The sequence below is a fragment of the Neorhizobium populisoli genome, assembly GCF_019430945.1.
Classification (GTDB): Bacteria; Pseudomonadota; Alphaproteobacteria; order Rhizobiales; family Rhizobiaceae; genus Neorhizobium; species Neorhizobium populisoli.
In genome coordinates this window covers 303,068-318,115 of record NZ_JAHYCB010000004.1, presented here as the reverse complement: position 1 = coordinate 318,115, position 15,048 = coordinate 303,068, and the positions used below count along the sequence as shown (strand labels likewise).

The window sequence follows — 15,048 nt, the reverse complement described above, 5'->3', positions numbered from 1 at the left end:
ACATGACCCAAATTCTCCATATTCGAACCCAGCCTCCATAGTCGAAATCAGGACCGAATGGATAGTATTCTTCTATCGTCGCGCGACGGCCGCACCGCAGCCACAGACAAAAACGACGTTTTTTTATCCCTACGGGATGTCAGTTTCGCGATAGAGGGGCGCGTTCTGCTGCATCCCCTTACGCTTGATCTGACCGCCGGTAAATCCATCGCGCTGATTGGCCATAACGGTTCCGGCAAATCGACGCTTCTGAAGCTGATCGGCCGGCAGCAACCGGCGAGCGGCGGCACGATCACGTTCGAAGGCAAAAAGCTTGAAGATTGGGGTTCCCGTGATTTCGCCCGCCGCCTCGCCTATTTGCCGCAGCGCACGCCGGCCGCCCCTGGCATGCTGGTCAAGGAACTGGTAGCGCTTGGCCGCTACCCCTGGCACGGCGCACTCGGCCGCTTCAGCGCCACCGACAAAGCGAAAGTCGAGGAAGCGATCGAACTGACCTCGATCGGCAAATTCGCCGACCGCATGGTGGACAGCCTGTCCGGCGGCGAACGCCAGCGTGTCTGGCTTGCCATGCTGGTGGCGCAGGATGCGACCTGCCTGCTGCTCGACGAGCCGATCTCGGCACTTGATATCGGCCATCAGCTGGAAGTGCTGTCGCTGACGCATGATCTTTGCCGGGAAAAGGGCATTACCGTGATTACGGTTCTGCACGATATCAACATGGCTGCGCGCTTCTGCGACGAGATCGTCGCGCTGCATTCCGGCCGGCTGATCGCGCATGGCACGCCGGATGAGGTGATGACGACGGACGAGCTGGCGCGGATCTATGATGTGCAGATGGATATTATTCGCCAGCCGACGAGCGGGCGGTTGGTGGCGCTGGCGCAGTGACGTCGCTCGACATGGCAGAGCTATCGCATATGGACGGCATGCGGCGCGGCGGCCTCCAGATCTCCCCCCTTGCGAGGGAGATGTCGCCAGCGGCGACAGAGGGGGGTGGTTCAGCACATTCTACCGTCGGGTTCGTGGCACCACCCCCATCTGTCAGCTCCGCTGACTGCCGGGGTTGAGCCACGGGTCTCAACCCGCTCTTCGAGCCCCCGCAAGGGGGAAGAAGGGAGTGCGCTGCACCGTCCTCACCCTCCAGCCCGCCTGTTCCTCAACAACGTCCGCGCCGAAGTCTGCGGTTTCGCCAACTGATCCGCTTCCAGGGAGGCAAACATCCAGTCGATGAAAACCCGGACGATCGGCGTTGCGCGCATGGCCGGACGGCAGGCGACATAGAAGGCGTCGTTCGCCGTCACGCTCAAATCGAACGGCACGATCAGTTCCCCCTTGGCGATCAGGGCGCTGGCTGTAATCGTGTCGCCGAGCGCAATCCCCTGCCCATGCAGTGCCGCTTCGGTCGAAAACCGCGCATCCCCCATGAAATGCTGCTGACGGCGCGGCAGGTCGATGGCGTTGGCGGCCGCCAGCCAGATATTCCACTCGCGCCCATCCGCATCGCCATGCAGCAGAACGTGATCCTCCAGATCGCGCATCGAGCGCAGCGGCCGGCTGTTGAGCAAAGTCGGGCTGGCCACGGGGAAAAGCTCAAGATTGCTCCACAACCGCGTCCAGGCATCCGGCCAGTTGCCGTCGCCGTAAAGGATCGAGACGTCCACATCCGCCGAATGAAGCACCGCCGGATCGTTGGAGGCGGCGAGCTTCAATCTCACTTCCGGAAACTGTTCCGTGAAGGAATTAAGCCGCGGCACGATCCAGAAGGAGAGCAGTGCCGGCACGCAGGTAATCGATAGCTCCCCCGTCATCGCCGGACGCCGCATCTGCGCCGTCGCCGCCGCGATCTCGCCGAAAGCCTGGGTGACGGCGGGCAACAGCAACGCACCTTCGGAAGTCAGTTTAAGCCGCTTGGCGCCGCGCTCGAAGAGCGTCACATTTAGCGAGGCTTCCAGCGCCTTGATCTGATGGCTGACCGCGCCATGTGTGACGTTGAGTTCGCGGGCGGCCTCCGAAACCGAGCCGCGCCGGGCCGTCGCCTCGAAGGCGCGCAACGGGTTGAGCGGCGGCAGACGGCTGACCATCGTTGATCCTTATTGTTAGTTTTTCTCACATCAACCGCTAGAACAATCTCAATTGCTTTTCCAGCCGGTCTTGGCGGATAATGATCAAAACACAGGCGGCCAACCGCCGGGGACAAAATTTAGGCTGCGCTCTGCAGCCGGCAAACAGGTGAGGCAGTCATGACGTTCGACGAAAAGAGGCTTGCAGAACTGCAGGCAAAATATTCGGACTCCGCCGGCGGCAAGATTTTTGACGAAAAGTTCAAGAAGGTCGGCGAAAAGATCTTCAACAAGGCGGGCACCCGCGTCGCGCCCTATGCTGGCCTGCCGACGCTGCTCGATGCGCCCTATCTCGGCGTCGATTCAGAAAACCCGGATTTCGGCGACCTTGAGGTGGCGCTGATCGGCATGCCGATGGACCTCGGCGTCACCAACCGCCCCGGCTCCCGTTTCGGACCCCGCGCGCTACGCGCCATCGAACGGATCGGGCCTTACAACCACGTTCTCGAATGCGCCCCGACCCATGAGCTGCGCGTGGCCGATATCGGCGACGTGCCGTTCCGCAGCCGCTACCGGCTGGAAATGAGCCATGACGACATCGAAAAGCGCATCAACCAGGTCGTCGATGCGGGCGTCCTTCCCCTATCGGTCGGCGGTGACCATTCGATCACCCACCCGATCCTGAAGGCGGTCGGCAAAAAGGCGCCGGTCGGTCTGATCCATATCGACGCCCATTGCGACACGAGCGGCTTCTTCGACGAGACCAAGTTCCACCACGGCGGCCCGATGCGCAACGCGGTGCTGGATGGCGTGCTCGACCCGACCCGGACGATCCAGATCGGCATTCGCGGTGCTGCCGAATATCTCTGGGAGTTCTCCTACGAGTCCGGCATGACCGTGATCCATGCCGAGGAAGTGACCGGCATGGGCATTCCGGCAATCATCGAGAAGGCGAAACAGATCGTCGGCGATGGCCCGACCTATGTCTCGTTCGACGTCGACAGTCTCGACCCGAGTTTTGCGCCGGGCACCGGCACGCCTGAAATCGGCGGCCTGACGACGCGCGAAGTGCTGGACCTGATCCGCGGCCTGAAGGGCATCAACATCATCGGCGGCGACGTCGTCGAAGTGGCACCGCAATATGACGCCACCACCAATACCGCGCATGCCGGCGCGCAGATGCTGTTCGAAATTCTCAGCCTGATGGTCTTCAGCCCTTCCGTTAAGGGCTGAAACCGACATAAAATAGCAACAAGAGTGGGAACTCGCCCGCGGTCAACGAGCCGGCCGGGCAAACAAAGGAGAGACGGAATGTCTGATATCTTCAACACCAAGCTTGGTCGCCGTGGCGTCCTCGCCGGCGGCATCGCCGGCGCCTCAATGCTGGCCATGCCCTCCGTGCTGCGCGCCCAGGACAAGAGCCTGAAGGTCGGCGTCTATGGCGGCTACTTCAAGACCTCCTTCGACAAGAACATCTTCGCCGATTTCACCAAGGCGACCGGCATCGCGGTCGAATCCGTCGCCGAGCCGACCGGCGAAGCCTGGCTGGTGCAGCTGGAACAGGCCGCCAAGGCAGGTGCCGCCCCGGCCGACGTCTCGATGATGTCGCAGGTCGCGATGCTGAAAGGCCAGTCGACCAATCTCTGGGCGCCGCTCGATATGGCGAAGATCCCCAACTCGAAGAACCTCATCGAGCGTTTCGTCAACAAGTATCCGGATGGCAAGGTCGCCGGCATCGGTGCCGTTTCCTGGTACATCACGCTGGTTTCCAACACCGACGTCTTCAAGACGGCGCCGACTTCCTGGGCCGACATGTGGGCCAAGGACAAGGCCGACAAGCTCGGCCTGCTCGCGCTCGTCTCCAACTCCTTCCTGCTCGAAGTCGCCGCCAAAACCTTCATGGGCGGCACCAAGGCGCTCGATACGGACGAAGGCATCATCAAGGCGCTCGAAAAGCTTGCCGAACTGAAGCCGAACGTCCGCCTCTGGTATCGCGATGAGGCGCAGTTCGAACAGGCGCTGAAGTCGGGCGAAATCCCGATGGGCCAGTATTACCACGACGTCACCGGCCTTGCCGCCGCCGACGGCAACCCGGTCCGCTCCACCTTCCCGAAGGAAGGCGGCATTCAGGATTCGGGCTGCTGGGCCCTGTCGCGCGCCTCGAAGAAGACCGAGGAGGCCCACACCTTCATCAACTACATGTGCCAGCCGGCGATCCAGGCGATCCTGTCCCGCAAGGTCGGCACCTCGCCGACGGTGCAGCGCAGCCTGCTCGATCTGTCCGACAAGGAATTCGCCTCCGTGTCCTCGGATATCGAGCCGATCATTCCGCGTTACGATCTCTATCAGACCAAGTCCGACTTCCTGAACCAAAAGTGGACGGAGATGATCGCCGGGTAAGATAAGACACGCGGGATTGCTTTCCCGAATGTCGCGCGACAGAAAGGTCTTGATCGAGATGCGGAAAGACCGATGAAACTCAATGTCGCCATCTATCTTGGAGGAGTGCTGCTGGTCGTGCTTGGCAGCCTCCTCTCCGCGTTCATCTTTGAAAACGACTGGATACCGGTCGCAGTCGGCCAATTGCTGCTTTCGGTCTTATCCTATCCGCTGGGCGTGTTTGCATCTCTGATCCTGTTCGTTCTGATCTATATGGGATTAGCGACACCAGCCGAGGCGATATTCATCACGATGCCGGCCTTTGCCCTGTTGGGCTACCTGCAATGGTATCGAATTATACCCGCTTTCTATAGAAAGTAGCTCTCAACTGTCTGCTCTGGAGCAGACGACACCCGCTCGCCGAGCAAATTGACGAGAACCGAATGTCCGGATTGAACATCAACCATGTGACGAAGCAGTTCGGCACATTCACCGCCGTCAACGACATCAGCCTGTCGGTGCCGGACGGCACTTTCGTGTGCCTGCTCGGCCCTTCCGGCTGCGGCAAGACCACGCTGATGCGGATGATTGCCGGCCTCGACCTGCCGACCGGTGGCAAGATCGAACTCGGTGGTTCCGACATTACGCAGGTGCCGACACACAAGCGCGATCTCGGCATGGTCTTCCAGTCGCTGGCGCTTTTCCCGCATCTGACGGTCGGCGAGAATATCGCCTATTCGCTCCGCATTCGCGGCGTGGCGAAGGACGTGCAGAAAAGTCGAGTCGAGGAACTTCTCGGCATGATCCATCTGCCGGGTTTTGCGGACCGTTCCGTCAACAAGCTTTCCGGCGGCCAGCGGCAGCGCGTGGCGATTGCCCGCGCGCTGGCGATTTCGCCGAAACTTTTCCTGCTCGATGAGCCGCTTTCGGCGCTCGATGCGAAACTGCGCGAGGCCATGCAGGTGGAACTGCGCCAGCTGCAGCAGCGGCTAGGCATCACCACGATCGTCGTGACCCACGACCAGCGCGAGGCGATGACCATGGCCGATACGGTCGTCGTCATGAACAAGGGCGAGATCCGCCAGGCCGCCGCGCCGGTCGATATCTACCGTCGCCCGGCGGACAGTTTTGTGGCCGACTTCATCGGTCAGACCAACCTTATCCCCGTCGAGGCTGACAGTGCCGGCCGCGCCATTGTGCTCGGCCAGACCGTGGAGGGTATCTCGCTGCCGACGGGTACGTCCAAGGGTATGCTTTCGGTTCGCCCCGAAGACGTGCAGGTCACCGCCCCCGGCAATGGCGCGATCTCCGCCACCGTCACCTTCATCCGCGATCTCGGCGGTGCGATCGAGACTTTCGTGGAGGCAGGTGGCAGCCAGGTGATCGCCGTATCCTCCCCGCGCGCAAGGCCCGAAGTTTCCGTCGGCCAGCAGGTCGGCATCCGGCTCGATCCCGCCACCAGCGTGGTGCTTGCGAAATGAGACGCGAACCGCCGCAGCGACTTGCCGATTACGGACCGCTCTTCTTTCCGGCGGGCATGCTGATCGTGTTCTTCGTGGTGCCTTTCGCCACGATGATCGCCGTATCCTTCTTCCAGCGCCAGCAAGGCGGCTTCTACACGCCGGCCTTCGTCTTCGACAATTACGCGCGCTTCCTGACCGCCTTTTTCGGCGGCGTGCTTGGGTTTTCGCTGTTCCTCGCGATCGCGGTCGCCATCGCCTGCGTGGCGATCGGCATACCCTTCACCTATCTGCTGTCGCGCTCGAAACGCAGCGTGCAGATCGTCTGGCTGGTGGCGCTGCTTTCCGTCCTGTCGCTCTCGGAAGTGATGATCGGTTTTGCCTGGTCGACGCTGTTCTCGCGCACCGCCGGCATCACCAATCTCTTCGTCTGGATGGGGCTGATGACCCAGGCGCAGGCGCTGACCCCAAGTTTTGGCGCGGTCATGACCGCCATGACCTATCAGGCCTTTCCCTACACGGTTCTGGTCCTATACCCCGCCCTCGTCCGCCTCGACCCGACGCTTACGGAAGCGGCGCGCACGCTCGGGGCATCGCCGGTCAAGGCCTTCTTCACGGTCGTCGTGCCGGCGCTTCGCAACACCATTCTCGCGACGCTGATCATGGTCTTCATCTTCGCACTCGGCTCCTACCTGTTGCCGCAGCTACTCGGCCGGCCGCAGCACTGGACGCTGTCGGTGCTGATCACCGATCAGGCGATTTACCAGTCTAACATGCCCTTCGCTGCCGCCATGGCCGTGTTCCTCGTGCTGGTGTCGCTGGCGCTGGTCGGCCTCTCGCTTTATGCCGGCCGGCAGAAGGAGGCGAAATGATCGCTTTGCGCCGCATCTTCTTCTTCGCCGTCGGCCTGTTCCTGGCTTTGCCGCTGATCGTCGTCGCCGGCGTTTCGGTCAACCAGAGACAGACACTGACTTTCCCGCCGCAGGGCTTTTCGCTCTCGTGGTACGGACAGATCTTCACCGATCCTGAATGGCGCAATGCCCTGCTCGCCTCGCTGACGCTTGCCGCAACCTCGGCGCTTCTGGCGCTGCTGATCGCCCTGCCGCTCGCCTGGTTTCTCTGGCGGCGGGTCGCGCCGTGGGCGAACATCTTCCAGCTTTTGGGCGTCGCGCCGTTTACGCTGCCGCCGGTCATCACCGCGCTCGGACTACTGACTTTCTGGGCAACGACCGGCTTTTACGGCCAGGCCTGGACCGCCGTCATCAGCCACGGCATCTTCTTCGTCACCCTGCCGCTGGTCACCCTGTCGCTCGGCTTTTCGGCGATCGACCGCTCGCTGGTGGAAGCGGCCGCGACGATGGGCGCTGACGACCGGACGATCTTCCGCACCGTCGTGCTGCCGCTGATCCTGCCCTATCTCGTCTCGGGTTATGCCTTCGCCTTCGTCCTGTCGCTCAACGAATATATCGTTGCCTACATGACGGTCGGCTTCACCATGGAAACCCTGCCGATCAAGATTTTCAACGCGCTGCGCTACGGCTATACGCCGACCATGGCTGCGGTAACCGTGCTGTTCCTGCTGGTCGCAGCGGTCATCTTCGGCCTGGTGGCAAGGTTCGGCGACCTGCCGAAACTGCTCGGTGCGATGGCGGAGGACAAGTGATGAAAGTTGCCGGTTACCAGATGCAGTCCATCGTCGGCGATGTTGACGCGAACCTCGCGAAGATCGAGACTGCGGCCCAGAAGGCCGCTGCTCAGGGCGCGGCACTGCTGATCGCGCCTGAACTGGCGCTCACCGGTTATGGCGCGGCGGACAAGTTCCCCGGTCTCGCCACACCCGCCCATGGCCCGGTGACCGACCGGCTTTCGGAGATCGCCGCAAAGCACGGTATCGCGATCGTCGCGGGCTTTGCCGAAGAAACCCATGAAGCCACCTTCAACAGCGCTTTTTTCACGGACGGCAAGGGCCAGACCGCCGTCTATCGCAAATGCAATCTCTACGGTCCCTATGAGCGCAAATGGTTCCGCCAGGAGGATCGTCGTCAGGTTCTGGTGACGCTTGGCGGCATGCGGATCGGGTTCCTGATCTGCTATGACGTGGAGTTTCCGGAAAACGTGCGCCAATTGGCGAAAGGCGGCGCCGACCTCGTCGTCGTGCCGACGGCGCTGCCGGCCGGCTGGTCGGGCGAGTTCATCGCCAATCATATGATCCAAGTGCGCGCCTTCGAGAATCAGGTCTTCGTTGCCTATATCAACCATGCCGGCGCCGACGATCTCTTCGCCTATGCCGGCCTGTCGCGCATCGCAGCGCCTGATGGCAAGCTGATTGCCGAGGCTCCCGCTGCCGGAGAGGCATTGATCATCGCGGATATCGACATGGCGCCTTACGCCAAGTCCCGCGCGGAAAATACCTATCTTGCAGATCTGGTTTAACTTTCCGCCTGCTCGAAACCGCGATGATTTCCATCAATTCGACTTTGGCCAGCCTCCCTTTTCTTTGATAATGTTGTATAGCATTCGTCGCGACAGCATTTCTGGGGGGAGTTGATGACGCGTATTTTCCGGGCGCCGGCCTTTTATATCCAAGGCCCCGGTGCCCTTGCCCAGCTTGGTGAGAAGGCAGCGACGCTCGGCCGTTCGGTCGTGGCGATCTGCGATGCGCTGGTGCTGCCACATATCGAAGCGGACCTGGCTGAAGCGCTTCATCGGCAAGACATTGTCCCGACGGTCATTCCTTTCGATGCCGACGTCACCCATAAGGAAATGGACCGGCTGGCGGAAGACGTGCGCCGTATCGGCGGCGAGGTCGTGGTCGGCATCGGCGGCGGACGCACGCTCGATACCGCCAAGGGCGTCGCACGCCGCGCCGGCCTGCCCTTCATAAGCGTGCCGACCGTTGCTTCTACGGATGCCCCTTCGACGCGCGGCATCGTCATCTATGACGACCAACATACGATGATCGGCGTCGAACAGATGGACGCAAACCCGGCCTTCGTGATCGTCGATACGGCAATCATCGCCAAAGCTCCCGCCCGCTTCCTGCGCGGCGGCATCGGCGACGCGCTGACCGCAAAATTCGAGACTGAAGGGGCGTGGAAGGGTACCGGGCTCTCGAAACAGGGCACACGGCCGCTGAAGACCGGCGTCATGCTGGGCGAAATCTGTTATCGTATGTTGCTGGAGCACGGACCGGGCGCCATGCGGGTTGCCGGCACCGGCGAGGTGACGGCGGATTTCGAGGCCGTCATCGAAGCCGTGTTATGGCTGAGTGCCGTTGCCTTCGAGAATACCGGCCTGTCGATCGCCCATGCGGTTGCAACGGAGCTCGGCGCGATCGAACCGGTCCGCAAGCAATCGCTGCATGGCGAGCACGCGGCCTATGGCACGCTGGTACAGGCCGTCGCCGAAGGTCGATCCGCAGACGAGTTGAAAGAACTGTTTTCCTTTTGCGACGAAATCGGCATGCCGCGCCGTCTCGTCGATCTCGGACTACCGGTCGTGGACGATGCCGCAATCGAGGAGCTTGCGGCAAAATGCACGAAAAGCCCGTTCATGGTCAACCAGGCACGGAAGCTCGACGCAGATGACCTCGCAACAGCATTCCGATCTGTGGAAAACTACGCATAAAGCAGGCTCGACCTGCCACTAATATAAAGATAATCATCTGGGAACACAGGGGATTTAGCATGCCAGCAGATAAGGCCGCAGATAGGACAAAAGCGCCGGAAGAGTGGACCCAGCGCCGCATTCAATCGATCGAGGTCGGCTTCCAGGTCATCCGCGCCATGGAAGCGGCAAACGGCCCCCTGCCGCTGCGCGATATTGCAGCGGCTGCCGGCATGCCGCCCTCCAAGGCACATCTTTATCTCGTCAGTTTCGTCAAGGAAGGCATGGCGTTCCAGGACCCGGTGACCGGCCATTACGGGCTTGGCCGCTTTGCCATTCAGCTCGGCCTTTCCGCCATCCGGCAGCTCGACGTGGTGGAACTGGCGCGCGAGGAACTGACCACGCTCCAACGCACTACCGGTTTTGCCACCTATCTCTCGCTCTGGGGCGATCGCGGCCCGGGCATCGTTTCCAAGGTGGATGGCGAAAGGCAGGGCTCGCTGGCCGTCCGCCTCGGTTACGTGCTGCCGCTGCTTACCTCCGCAACCGGCCAGGTCTTCCTCTCCTATCTGGAAGAGAACGAGACCGCCGCGGTGCGGCAGGACGAGATCAACGCCAACAAGCGGGATTCGTCGGAAGAGGCCGCTTCGCTCGCACCGCGCGTCACCACGGTGAAGGATATCCAGAAGATCATCGAAACCGTGCGCCGGCAGGGTTATGCGATGACCATCAACAGCATCAATTCGAGCTTTGCGGCGATCGCCGCACCGATCTTCGACTACAGCGGCCGCATCGTCGCGACGATGACCGTGCTCGGCTCCGACAAGCAGCTATCCGGCACCCGCAAGAAGCCCACGCTGGAAGCCCTGCTGGCGGCAGCACATCACCTTTCCGAACGGCTTGGCGCGCCGGCACGCGGGGTAACGACCGAAGAGAGCGATCCGCCGCCGGCACCGAAACCCGGCAAGGCAAAGGGCGCCGCAGCACGGTAATGAGACGGTCGGCCGCCAATCCCCTTTGACGCGTCGCAACAATTGATTACATTGGGACAAACGTAGGTTTATTCCCCATGAGCGTCCGCCCTCCGCAGTCACTTTCCAATCCCGGCCTCGTCAATTCCGGCTTCAATGTGCTCGAATACGAGATGCAGGCCGAACGCGCGGCCGCACTTGGGCGACAGGGCGTGAAGGTGGAGGCGGCACTTGCCGCACTTAACGCCTGGGACGGGGCCTGCGACAGCCCGGAGAAGCATGAGAACCTGCTGTTCGATGCCGCCGATGCGGTCTGGGCTTTCTTTATCCAGCGCGAAATGTGCGGCATGCGCAACAATCGCGATATAATCAAGCGCTACGGCATCCCGCAGGAGGTTCTCGCGCGGGTCGGCACGGTGCGCAAATGAGTTTTGGAACGGATAGTTGAGATTGGCGCGCGCTTTGAAGCCAAAAGCCGGCCGGAATGTGGACGCAGAACATGACCAAGCCCGTGATCGGTGTGATCGGGAATTCCTATACCGTCGAGAACCGCTTTGCCGCGCAGCTCGTAGGCGAAAGCAATCTCCAGGCGATCGCCGAGCTGACCGACGCCCTGCCGCTGATGTTTGCCGGCAACCCGAAGATTACCGATATCGGCACGCTTCTTTCGATCGTCGATGGCATCCTGCTGACCGGCGCCCGTGCCAATGTGCATCCGCGCAATTTCAAGACCGAGCCGCATGTCGCACACGAGCCCTATGACGAAAACCGCGATGCGGTCGCCCTGCCGCTGATCGATGCCTGCGTGGCGCGCGGCATTCCGGTCTTCGGCATCTGTCGCGGCTTTCAGGAAATGAACGTCGCAGCCGGCGGCTCGCTGCATCCGGAAATCCGTGATCTGCCCGGCCGCATCAATCACCGCATGCCGCGGCTGGAAACCGGCGAGATTCATCCCGATCCCGCCGTTATCTTCGCCGATCGCCATGATGTGCAGCTTATGCCCGGCGGCACGTTTGCGAAACTGCTCGGCAAGGAAACGATCCGGGTCAACTCGCTGCATGGCCAGGGCGTTCTTCAGCTCGGCGAGCGTATCATTGCCGAAGGCGTCGCCGAGGACGGCACGATCGAGGCGATCCGCTTCAAGGAGGCGCAAGGTTTTGCGCTCGGCGTGCAATGGCATGCGGAATACGATCCGCAGGTAAACCCGATCAACCGGACGCTTTTCCAGGCTTTCGGCGAGGCGGTCCGGTCTCGCAAGAAGGCTGCCGCATAATCACGGCCGAGCAAAAATTGCCGGTCGCGGCAAAACCGCAAGATCGGTCGAGCGTGCCGCTTCCCGCTGCGTTTAGTTGATGCCGCCACGGAAGGATTATCGATGAAGGCGGCGCTTCAACACTATCATGCCCGAATGCAGCGGGTGCTTGATCATATCGACAGCCATCTGGACGATGATCTGGATCTCGACATGCTGAGCGGCATCGCAGCCTATTCGAAATATCATTTCCACCGACAGTTCACCGCAACTTTCGGCCTCTCAGTGCATCGCTATATCCAGCTCGCCCGCATGAAGCGCGCCTCATACCGGCTGGCCGACGGGGATGCCCGGAGTGTTACCGACATAGCGATGGACGCCGGTTACGATGCGCCCGATGCCTTTGCCCGCGCTTTCCGGCAACGGCTCGGCCAGTCTCCGTCATCGTTTCGGAAATCGCCCGATTGGGCGCCGTGGCTTGTGGCCTTCGGGCCTTTCGACAACGCCAGGAGCAAGCTGATGCAGATTATCTATACGAATGACGACGTGATGATCAGGGACGTATCGCCGACGCCGGTGGCAATCCTTGAGCATCGGGGAGACCGGACAACGCTCGGCACGACCATCGAGCGGTTCATCGCCTGGCGCAAGGCCGCCGGCCTGTCGCCCGAGACGAACCCCACCTTCAACATCTTCCGTTCGGAGAGGACACCCGCAGTCCCGGCCGATTACAGCATGGATCTATGCGTGGGAACCGATCGGCCTATCGACAAGGACGACGATGTGATGAAGGCCGGTATGATCCCGGGCGGGCGCTGTGCCATCATGCGCGTCGTCCACGATACCCACAATCTGGAGCCCGCTGCACTCTATCTCTATCGCGACTGGCTTCCGGCTAGCGGCGAGGAAGCCCGCGACTTCCCGATCTATTGCCAGCGGCATTTTTCCTTCCTCCCGAACTCGGCGGTCCATGAAGTCGTGGTGGAACTGTTCCTGCCGCTGAGATAGACCCCTGCAACGAAAAAGGCCGGAGCATTTCTGCTCCGGCCTTCGGTTGCCTTTGGAGGCTTGATCGTCAGATGATGTCCGACACCATGGTGCGCAATGCCGGGAAGGCATCGCCCAGATAGGATTGCGGCCAGGGCATGTTGAGCAGCTTGTCGAACAGGATGAACATCGATGCCCAGATGCAGATCGCGATGACCAGCGTGCGCAGCCAGGGCTGTTTGCCCTCGAAACGCATGTAGGCGACCATGTAGATGAAGAGCGTCGGGAGCAGGCCGATCAGTTCCGAGCCGACGAACACACCCAATACCCAGGCGAACATGATGCCCATGCGCGGATAGAGTTCGCGGTCTGGCATAGCTTCCAGCACGTCGGCCATATGCGCCTTGCGCGGCTTGACGATCGTTTCGCCGGCACGCTTGCGCATGTAGACGCCGATGCCCGAGCAGATCACCACGATGAGGCCGACGGCGGAAACCGTCTGCGGCATCAGCCGGGCGGCGAGCGCCCATTCCGTGGATGTGGCAAGTGCGGTGATGAATAGCAGCGCCGCGAGGATCCACATGCCGGGCAGCATGATACGGTCGACGGCGGAAATCGGGCCGGCAGGCTCGATGTCCTTCGGTGCGACCGGTTCGCTGACCGCAGCGCCGACGGCGGCCAGAGCCGGCTCGGCATTGCGGCGCTTCAGGAAGAAACGGACGGCAGTATAGGCAAAGTAAACGACCGGGATCAGCAGGATGAAGATGACGCCCGGGCGCTGCAGCCATGTGGCGCCGTAGCGGCTGGTCGAAATGAACAGATACTGTTCGACAAGGCCGCCAAGCACGAGGCCGAGCAGGACCGGCGCACGCGCCCAGCCGAACCGTTTCATGCCCCAGCCGATCACCGAGAAGATCAGCAGCACGATGATGTCGCCGATATCGCGGGTCGCCGAATAGGCGCCGATGAAGACGATGGCGAGTACCGTCGGCACCAGGATGCCAGCCGGCACCATGGCGAGCTTGGCAAGCTGCGATACGAAGGCAAAGCAGATGAGAACGCCGATAATGTTGGCGATCATCAGGCTCCAGACGATCGTATAGGTGATATCCAGCTGTTCGGTGAGCAGTTTCGGACCCGGCTGGATGCCGTGCATCATGAACGCGCCGAGCAGGATCGCCATGGTGGCGCTGGCCGGAATACCGAAGGCGAGCGTCGGGATCAGCGCGCCGCCTTCGCGGGAATTGTTGGCCGCCTCGCAGGCGATGACGCCGCGCACGTCGCCGGTGCCGAAGGTCTCTGTGCCGCCCTTGACGGATTTCGCGGCCGAGCCGTAGGCGATCCAGTCGATCGCCGGGCCACCGAGGCCCGGAACCGAACCGAGGATAGCGCCGAGCCAGGAGCTCTGCAGCACGAGGCGAATGTTCTGGATCGCATCCTTCACGCCGCGGAACTGGTCGCGCACGATGCTTTCGCTCTTGTGCATGGCGACCGCCTGGCGGGCAGCCCCGAGCTCGATCAATTCAGGCACCGCGAAGAGGCCGAGAACCAGTGCTTCGAGCGGCACGCCTTCCCAGAGATAGATCGAATCGAAGGTCCAGCGAAGCTCGCCGGTCTGCGCTTCGTCACCCACCGAGGCGATGACGACACCGAAACACGCCGCAACGAGCCCCTTCATCATGTTGCCCTGGCTGACGGCTGCAACGAGCGTCAGGCCGAGAATGCAGAGAGCCAGAAGCTCCGGCGTGCCGAAGGCCATCATGAAAGGACGCAGGATCGGAATGGAGACGGCGAGCAGCAGCGCGCCGAAAATGCCGCCGATCAGCGATGCTGTATAGGATGCACCGAGCGCCCTTCCGGCCTCGCCGCGCCGCGCCATCGGATAACCGTCCATGACGGTTGCCGCCGAACCGGCAGCCCCCGGCACCCCGATCAGGATCGAGGGAATGGTGTCGGCCGTCGGCGTCACCGCCCACATGCCGATCAGGAAGGCGAGCGCCGTATAGGCGTCCATCGTGTAGGTGAACGGCAGAAGCAGGGCCATGCCCGCCAGACCGCCGATGCCGGGAATGACCCCGATAAAAAGGCCGAGTACGCAACCCAGCATGATGATCAGGAAGCGCATGGGGTCAAAAATGACCGTCAACGCCGCCATGGCCTGTTCGAAAATCATATACTTCCTCCACCGCCTCGCGGCCGGCGAGGCATATTCGTCCCTGGGACGCCGCAGCGCCCTCTCTCCCTCATAGTCGACCTATCACCCGGCAAACCTTGCCGCCAGCAACTGTAGCGGTCGAGAGAAACACTCGAATACGCATGCACCGCGCCTGGCG

At 61.8% G+C, this 15,048-nt stretch carries 15 protein-coding genes; 13 read left to right on the top strand and 2 right to left on the bottom strand.

The genetic code is table 11. From position 1 onward, the window contains the following. Nucleotides 1-57: 57 nt before the first annotated feature. Nucleotides 58-888, top strand: coding sequence for an ATP-binding cassette domain-containing protein (locus KX729_RS12620; RefSeq protein ID WP_219742815.1), 831 nt, complete (start codon nt 58-60; stop codon nt 886-888). 245 nt (nt 889-1,133) lie between these two features. On the opposite strand, the gene KX729_RS12615 is transcribed toward KX729_RS12620, so the two are convergent. Further along, nucleotides 1,134-2,081, bottom strand: coding sequence for a LysR substrate-binding domain-containing protein (locus KX729_RS12615; RefSeq protein WP_219742814.1), 948 nt, complete (start codon nt 2,079-2,081; stop codon nt 1,134-1,136). Nucleotides 2,082-2,240: 159 nt separating this feature from the next. On the opposite strand from KX729_RS12615, the gene speB reads away from it, so the two are divergent. The 12 genes from speB (at nt 2,241) to KX729_RS12555 (ending at nt 12,736) form a co-directional block, all read left to right on the top strand. Continuing rightward, nucleotides 2,241-3,293 (top strand): agmatinase, encoded by a 1,053-nt coding sequence (gene speB, locus KX729_RS12610; RefSeq protein ID WP_219742813.1) that lies wholly within the window; start codon nt 2,241-2,243, stop codon nt 3,291-3,293. 78 nt (nt 3,294-3,371) lie between these two features. After that, entirely contained in the window at nt 3,372-4,460 is a 1,089-nt protein-coding gene (locus tag KX729_RS12605; RefSeq protein WP_219742812.1) for an ABC transporter substrate-binding protein, read from the top strand. Nucleotides 4,461-4,532: 72 nt separating this feature from the next. Next, nucleotides 4,533-4,820, top strand: coding sequence for a hypothetical protein (locus KX729_RS12600; protein WP_219742811.1), 288 nt, complete (start codon nt 4,533-4,535; stop codon nt 4,818-4,820). Nucleotides 4,821-4,882: 62 nt separating this feature from the next. Further along, the gene (locus KX729_RS12595) at nt 4,883-5,920 is read left to right on the top strand and encodes an ABC transporter ATP-binding protein (protein ID WP_219742810.1); all 1,038 of its coding nucleotides are present in this window, start codon (nt 4,883-4,885) and stop codon (nt 5,918-5,920) included. Beyond that, entirely contained in the window at nt 5,917-6,771 is an 855-nt protein-coding gene (locus KX729_RS12590) for an ABC transporter permease (protein ID WP_219742809.1), read from the top strand. The genes KX729_RS12595 and KX729_RS12590 overlap by 4 nt, the downstream gene beginning before the upstream one ends. Next, nucleotides 6,768-7,562, top strand: coding sequence for an ABC transporter permease (locus tag KX729_RS12585; RefSeq protein WP_219742808.1), 795 nt, complete (start codon nt 6,768-6,770; stop codon nt 7,560-7,562). Before KX729_RS12590 ends, KX729_RS12585 begins: the two co-directional genes overlap by 4 nt. Continuing rightward, nucleotides 7,559-8,332 carry a carbon-nitrogen hydrolase family protein gene (locus tag KX729_RS12580; protein WP_219742807.1) on the top strand — a complete coding sequence of 258 codons (774 nt, stop codon included), beginning with the start codon at nt 7,559-7,561 and terminating at the stop codon, nt 8,330-8,332. Before KX729_RS12585 ends, KX729_RS12580 begins: the two co-directional genes overlap by 4 nt. A gap of 114 nt (nt 8,333-8,446) precedes the next feature. After that, nucleotides 8,447-9,526, top strand: a complete 1,080-nt coding sequence (locus KX729_RS12575; protein ID WP_219742806.1) for an iron-containing alcohol dehydrogenase — start codon at nt 8,447-8,449, stop codon at nt 9,524-9,526. A gap of 59 nt (nt 9,527-9,585) precedes the next feature. After that, a complete protein-coding gene (locus KX729_RS12570) occupies nt 9,586-10,497 on the top strand; it encodes an IclR family transcriptional regulator (protein WP_219742805.1) in 912 nt (303 codons plus the stop codon). A gap of 77 nt (nt 10,498-10,574) precedes the next feature. After that, a complete protein-coding gene (locus KX729_RS12565; RefSeq protein ID WP_219742804.1) occupies nt 10,575-10,904 on the top strand; it encodes a DUF6665 family protein in 330 nt (109 codons plus the stop codon). Nucleotides 10,905-10,975: 71 nt separating this feature from the next. Beyond that, nucleotides 10,976-11,749 (top strand): gamma-glutamyl-gamma-aminobutyrate hydrolase family protein, encoded by a 774-nt coding sequence (locus KX729_RS12560; protein ID WP_219742803.1) that lies wholly within the window; start codon nt 10,976-10,978, stop codon nt 11,747-11,749. A gap of 102 nt (nt 11,750-11,851) precedes the next feature. Further along, nucleotides 11,852-12,736 carry an AraC family transcriptional regulator gene (locus KX729_RS12555; RefSeq protein WP_219742802.1) on the top strand — a complete coding sequence of 295 codons (885 nt, stop codon included), beginning with the start codon at nt 11,852-11,854 and terminating at the stop codon, nt 12,734-12,736. A 67-nt stretch (nt 12,737-12,803) separates the two neighbouring features. Here the strand turns inward: KX729_RS12555 and KX729_RS12550 are convergent, their stop codons facing one another. Continuing rightward, a complete protein-coding gene (locus KX729_RS12550) occupies nt 12,804-14,888 on the bottom strand; it encodes a tripartite tricarboxylate transporter permease (RefSeq protein WP_219742801.1) in 2,085 nt (694 codons plus the stop codon). Between the last annotated feature and the right edge of the window lie 160 nt (nt 14,889-15,048).

What these genes read in the sequence shown, in the direction of transcription:
- KX729_RS12615 (WP_219742814.1), bottom strand. Translation starts at nt 2,081, where the DNA reads ATGGTCAGCCGTCTGCCGCCGCTCAACCCGTTGCGCGCCTTCGAGGCG.
- KX729_RS12565 (WP_219742804.1), top strand. Translation starts at nt 10,575, where the DNA reads ATGAGCGTCCGCCCTCCGCAGTCACTTTCCAATCCCGGCCTCGTCAAT.
- KX729_RS12595 (WP_219742810.1), top strand. Translation starts at nt 4,883, where the DNA reads ATGTCCGGATTGAACATCAACCATGTGACGAAGCAGTTCGGCACATTC.
- speB (WP_219742813.1), top strand. Translation starts at nt 2,241, where the DNA reads ATGACGTTCGACGAAAAGAGGCTTGCAGAACTGCAGGCAAAATATTCG.
- KX729_RS12585 (WP_219742808.1), top strand. Translation starts at nt 6,768, where the DNA reads ATGATCGCTTTGCGCCGCATCTTCTTCTTCGCCGTCGGCCTGTTCCTG.
- KX729_RS12560 (WP_219742803.1), top strand. Translation starts at nt 10,976, where the DNA reads ATGACCAAGCCCGTGATCGGTGTGATCGGGAATTCCTATACCGTCGAG.
- KX729_RS12570 (WP_219742805.1), top strand. Translation starts at nt 9,586, where the DNA reads ATGCCAGCAGATAAGGCCGCAGATAGGACAAAAGCGCCGGAAGAGTGG.
- KX729_RS12550 (WP_219742801.1), bottom strand. Translation starts at nt 14,888, where the DNA reads ATGATTTTCGAACAGGCCATGGCGGCGTTGACGGTCATTTTTGACCCC.
- KX729_RS12600 (WP_219742811.1), top strand. Translation starts at nt 4,533, where the DNA reads ATGAAACTCAATGTCGCCATCTATCTTGGAGGAGTGCTGCTGGTCGTG.
- KX729_RS12575 (WP_219742806.1), top strand. Translation starts at nt 8,447, where the DNA reads ATGACGCGTATTTTCCGGGCGCCGGCCTTTTATATCCAAGGCCCCGGT.
- KX729_RS12620 (WP_219742815.1), top strand. Translation starts at nt 58, where the DNA reads ATGGATAGTATTCTTCTATCGTCGCGCGACGGCCGCACCGCAGCCACA.
- KX729_RS12555 (WP_219742802.1), top strand. Translation starts at nt 11,852, where the DNA reads ATGAAGGCGGCGCTTCAACACTATCATGCCCGAATGCAGCGGGTGCTT.
- KX729_RS12590 (WP_219742809.1), top strand. Translation starts at nt 5,917, where the DNA reads ATGAGACGCGAACCGCCGCAGCGACTTGCCGATTACGGACCGCTCTTC.
- KX729_RS12605 (WP_219742812.1), top strand. Translation starts at nt 3,372, where the DNA reads ATGTCTGATATCTTCAACACCAAGCTTGGTCGCCGTGGCGTCCTCGCC.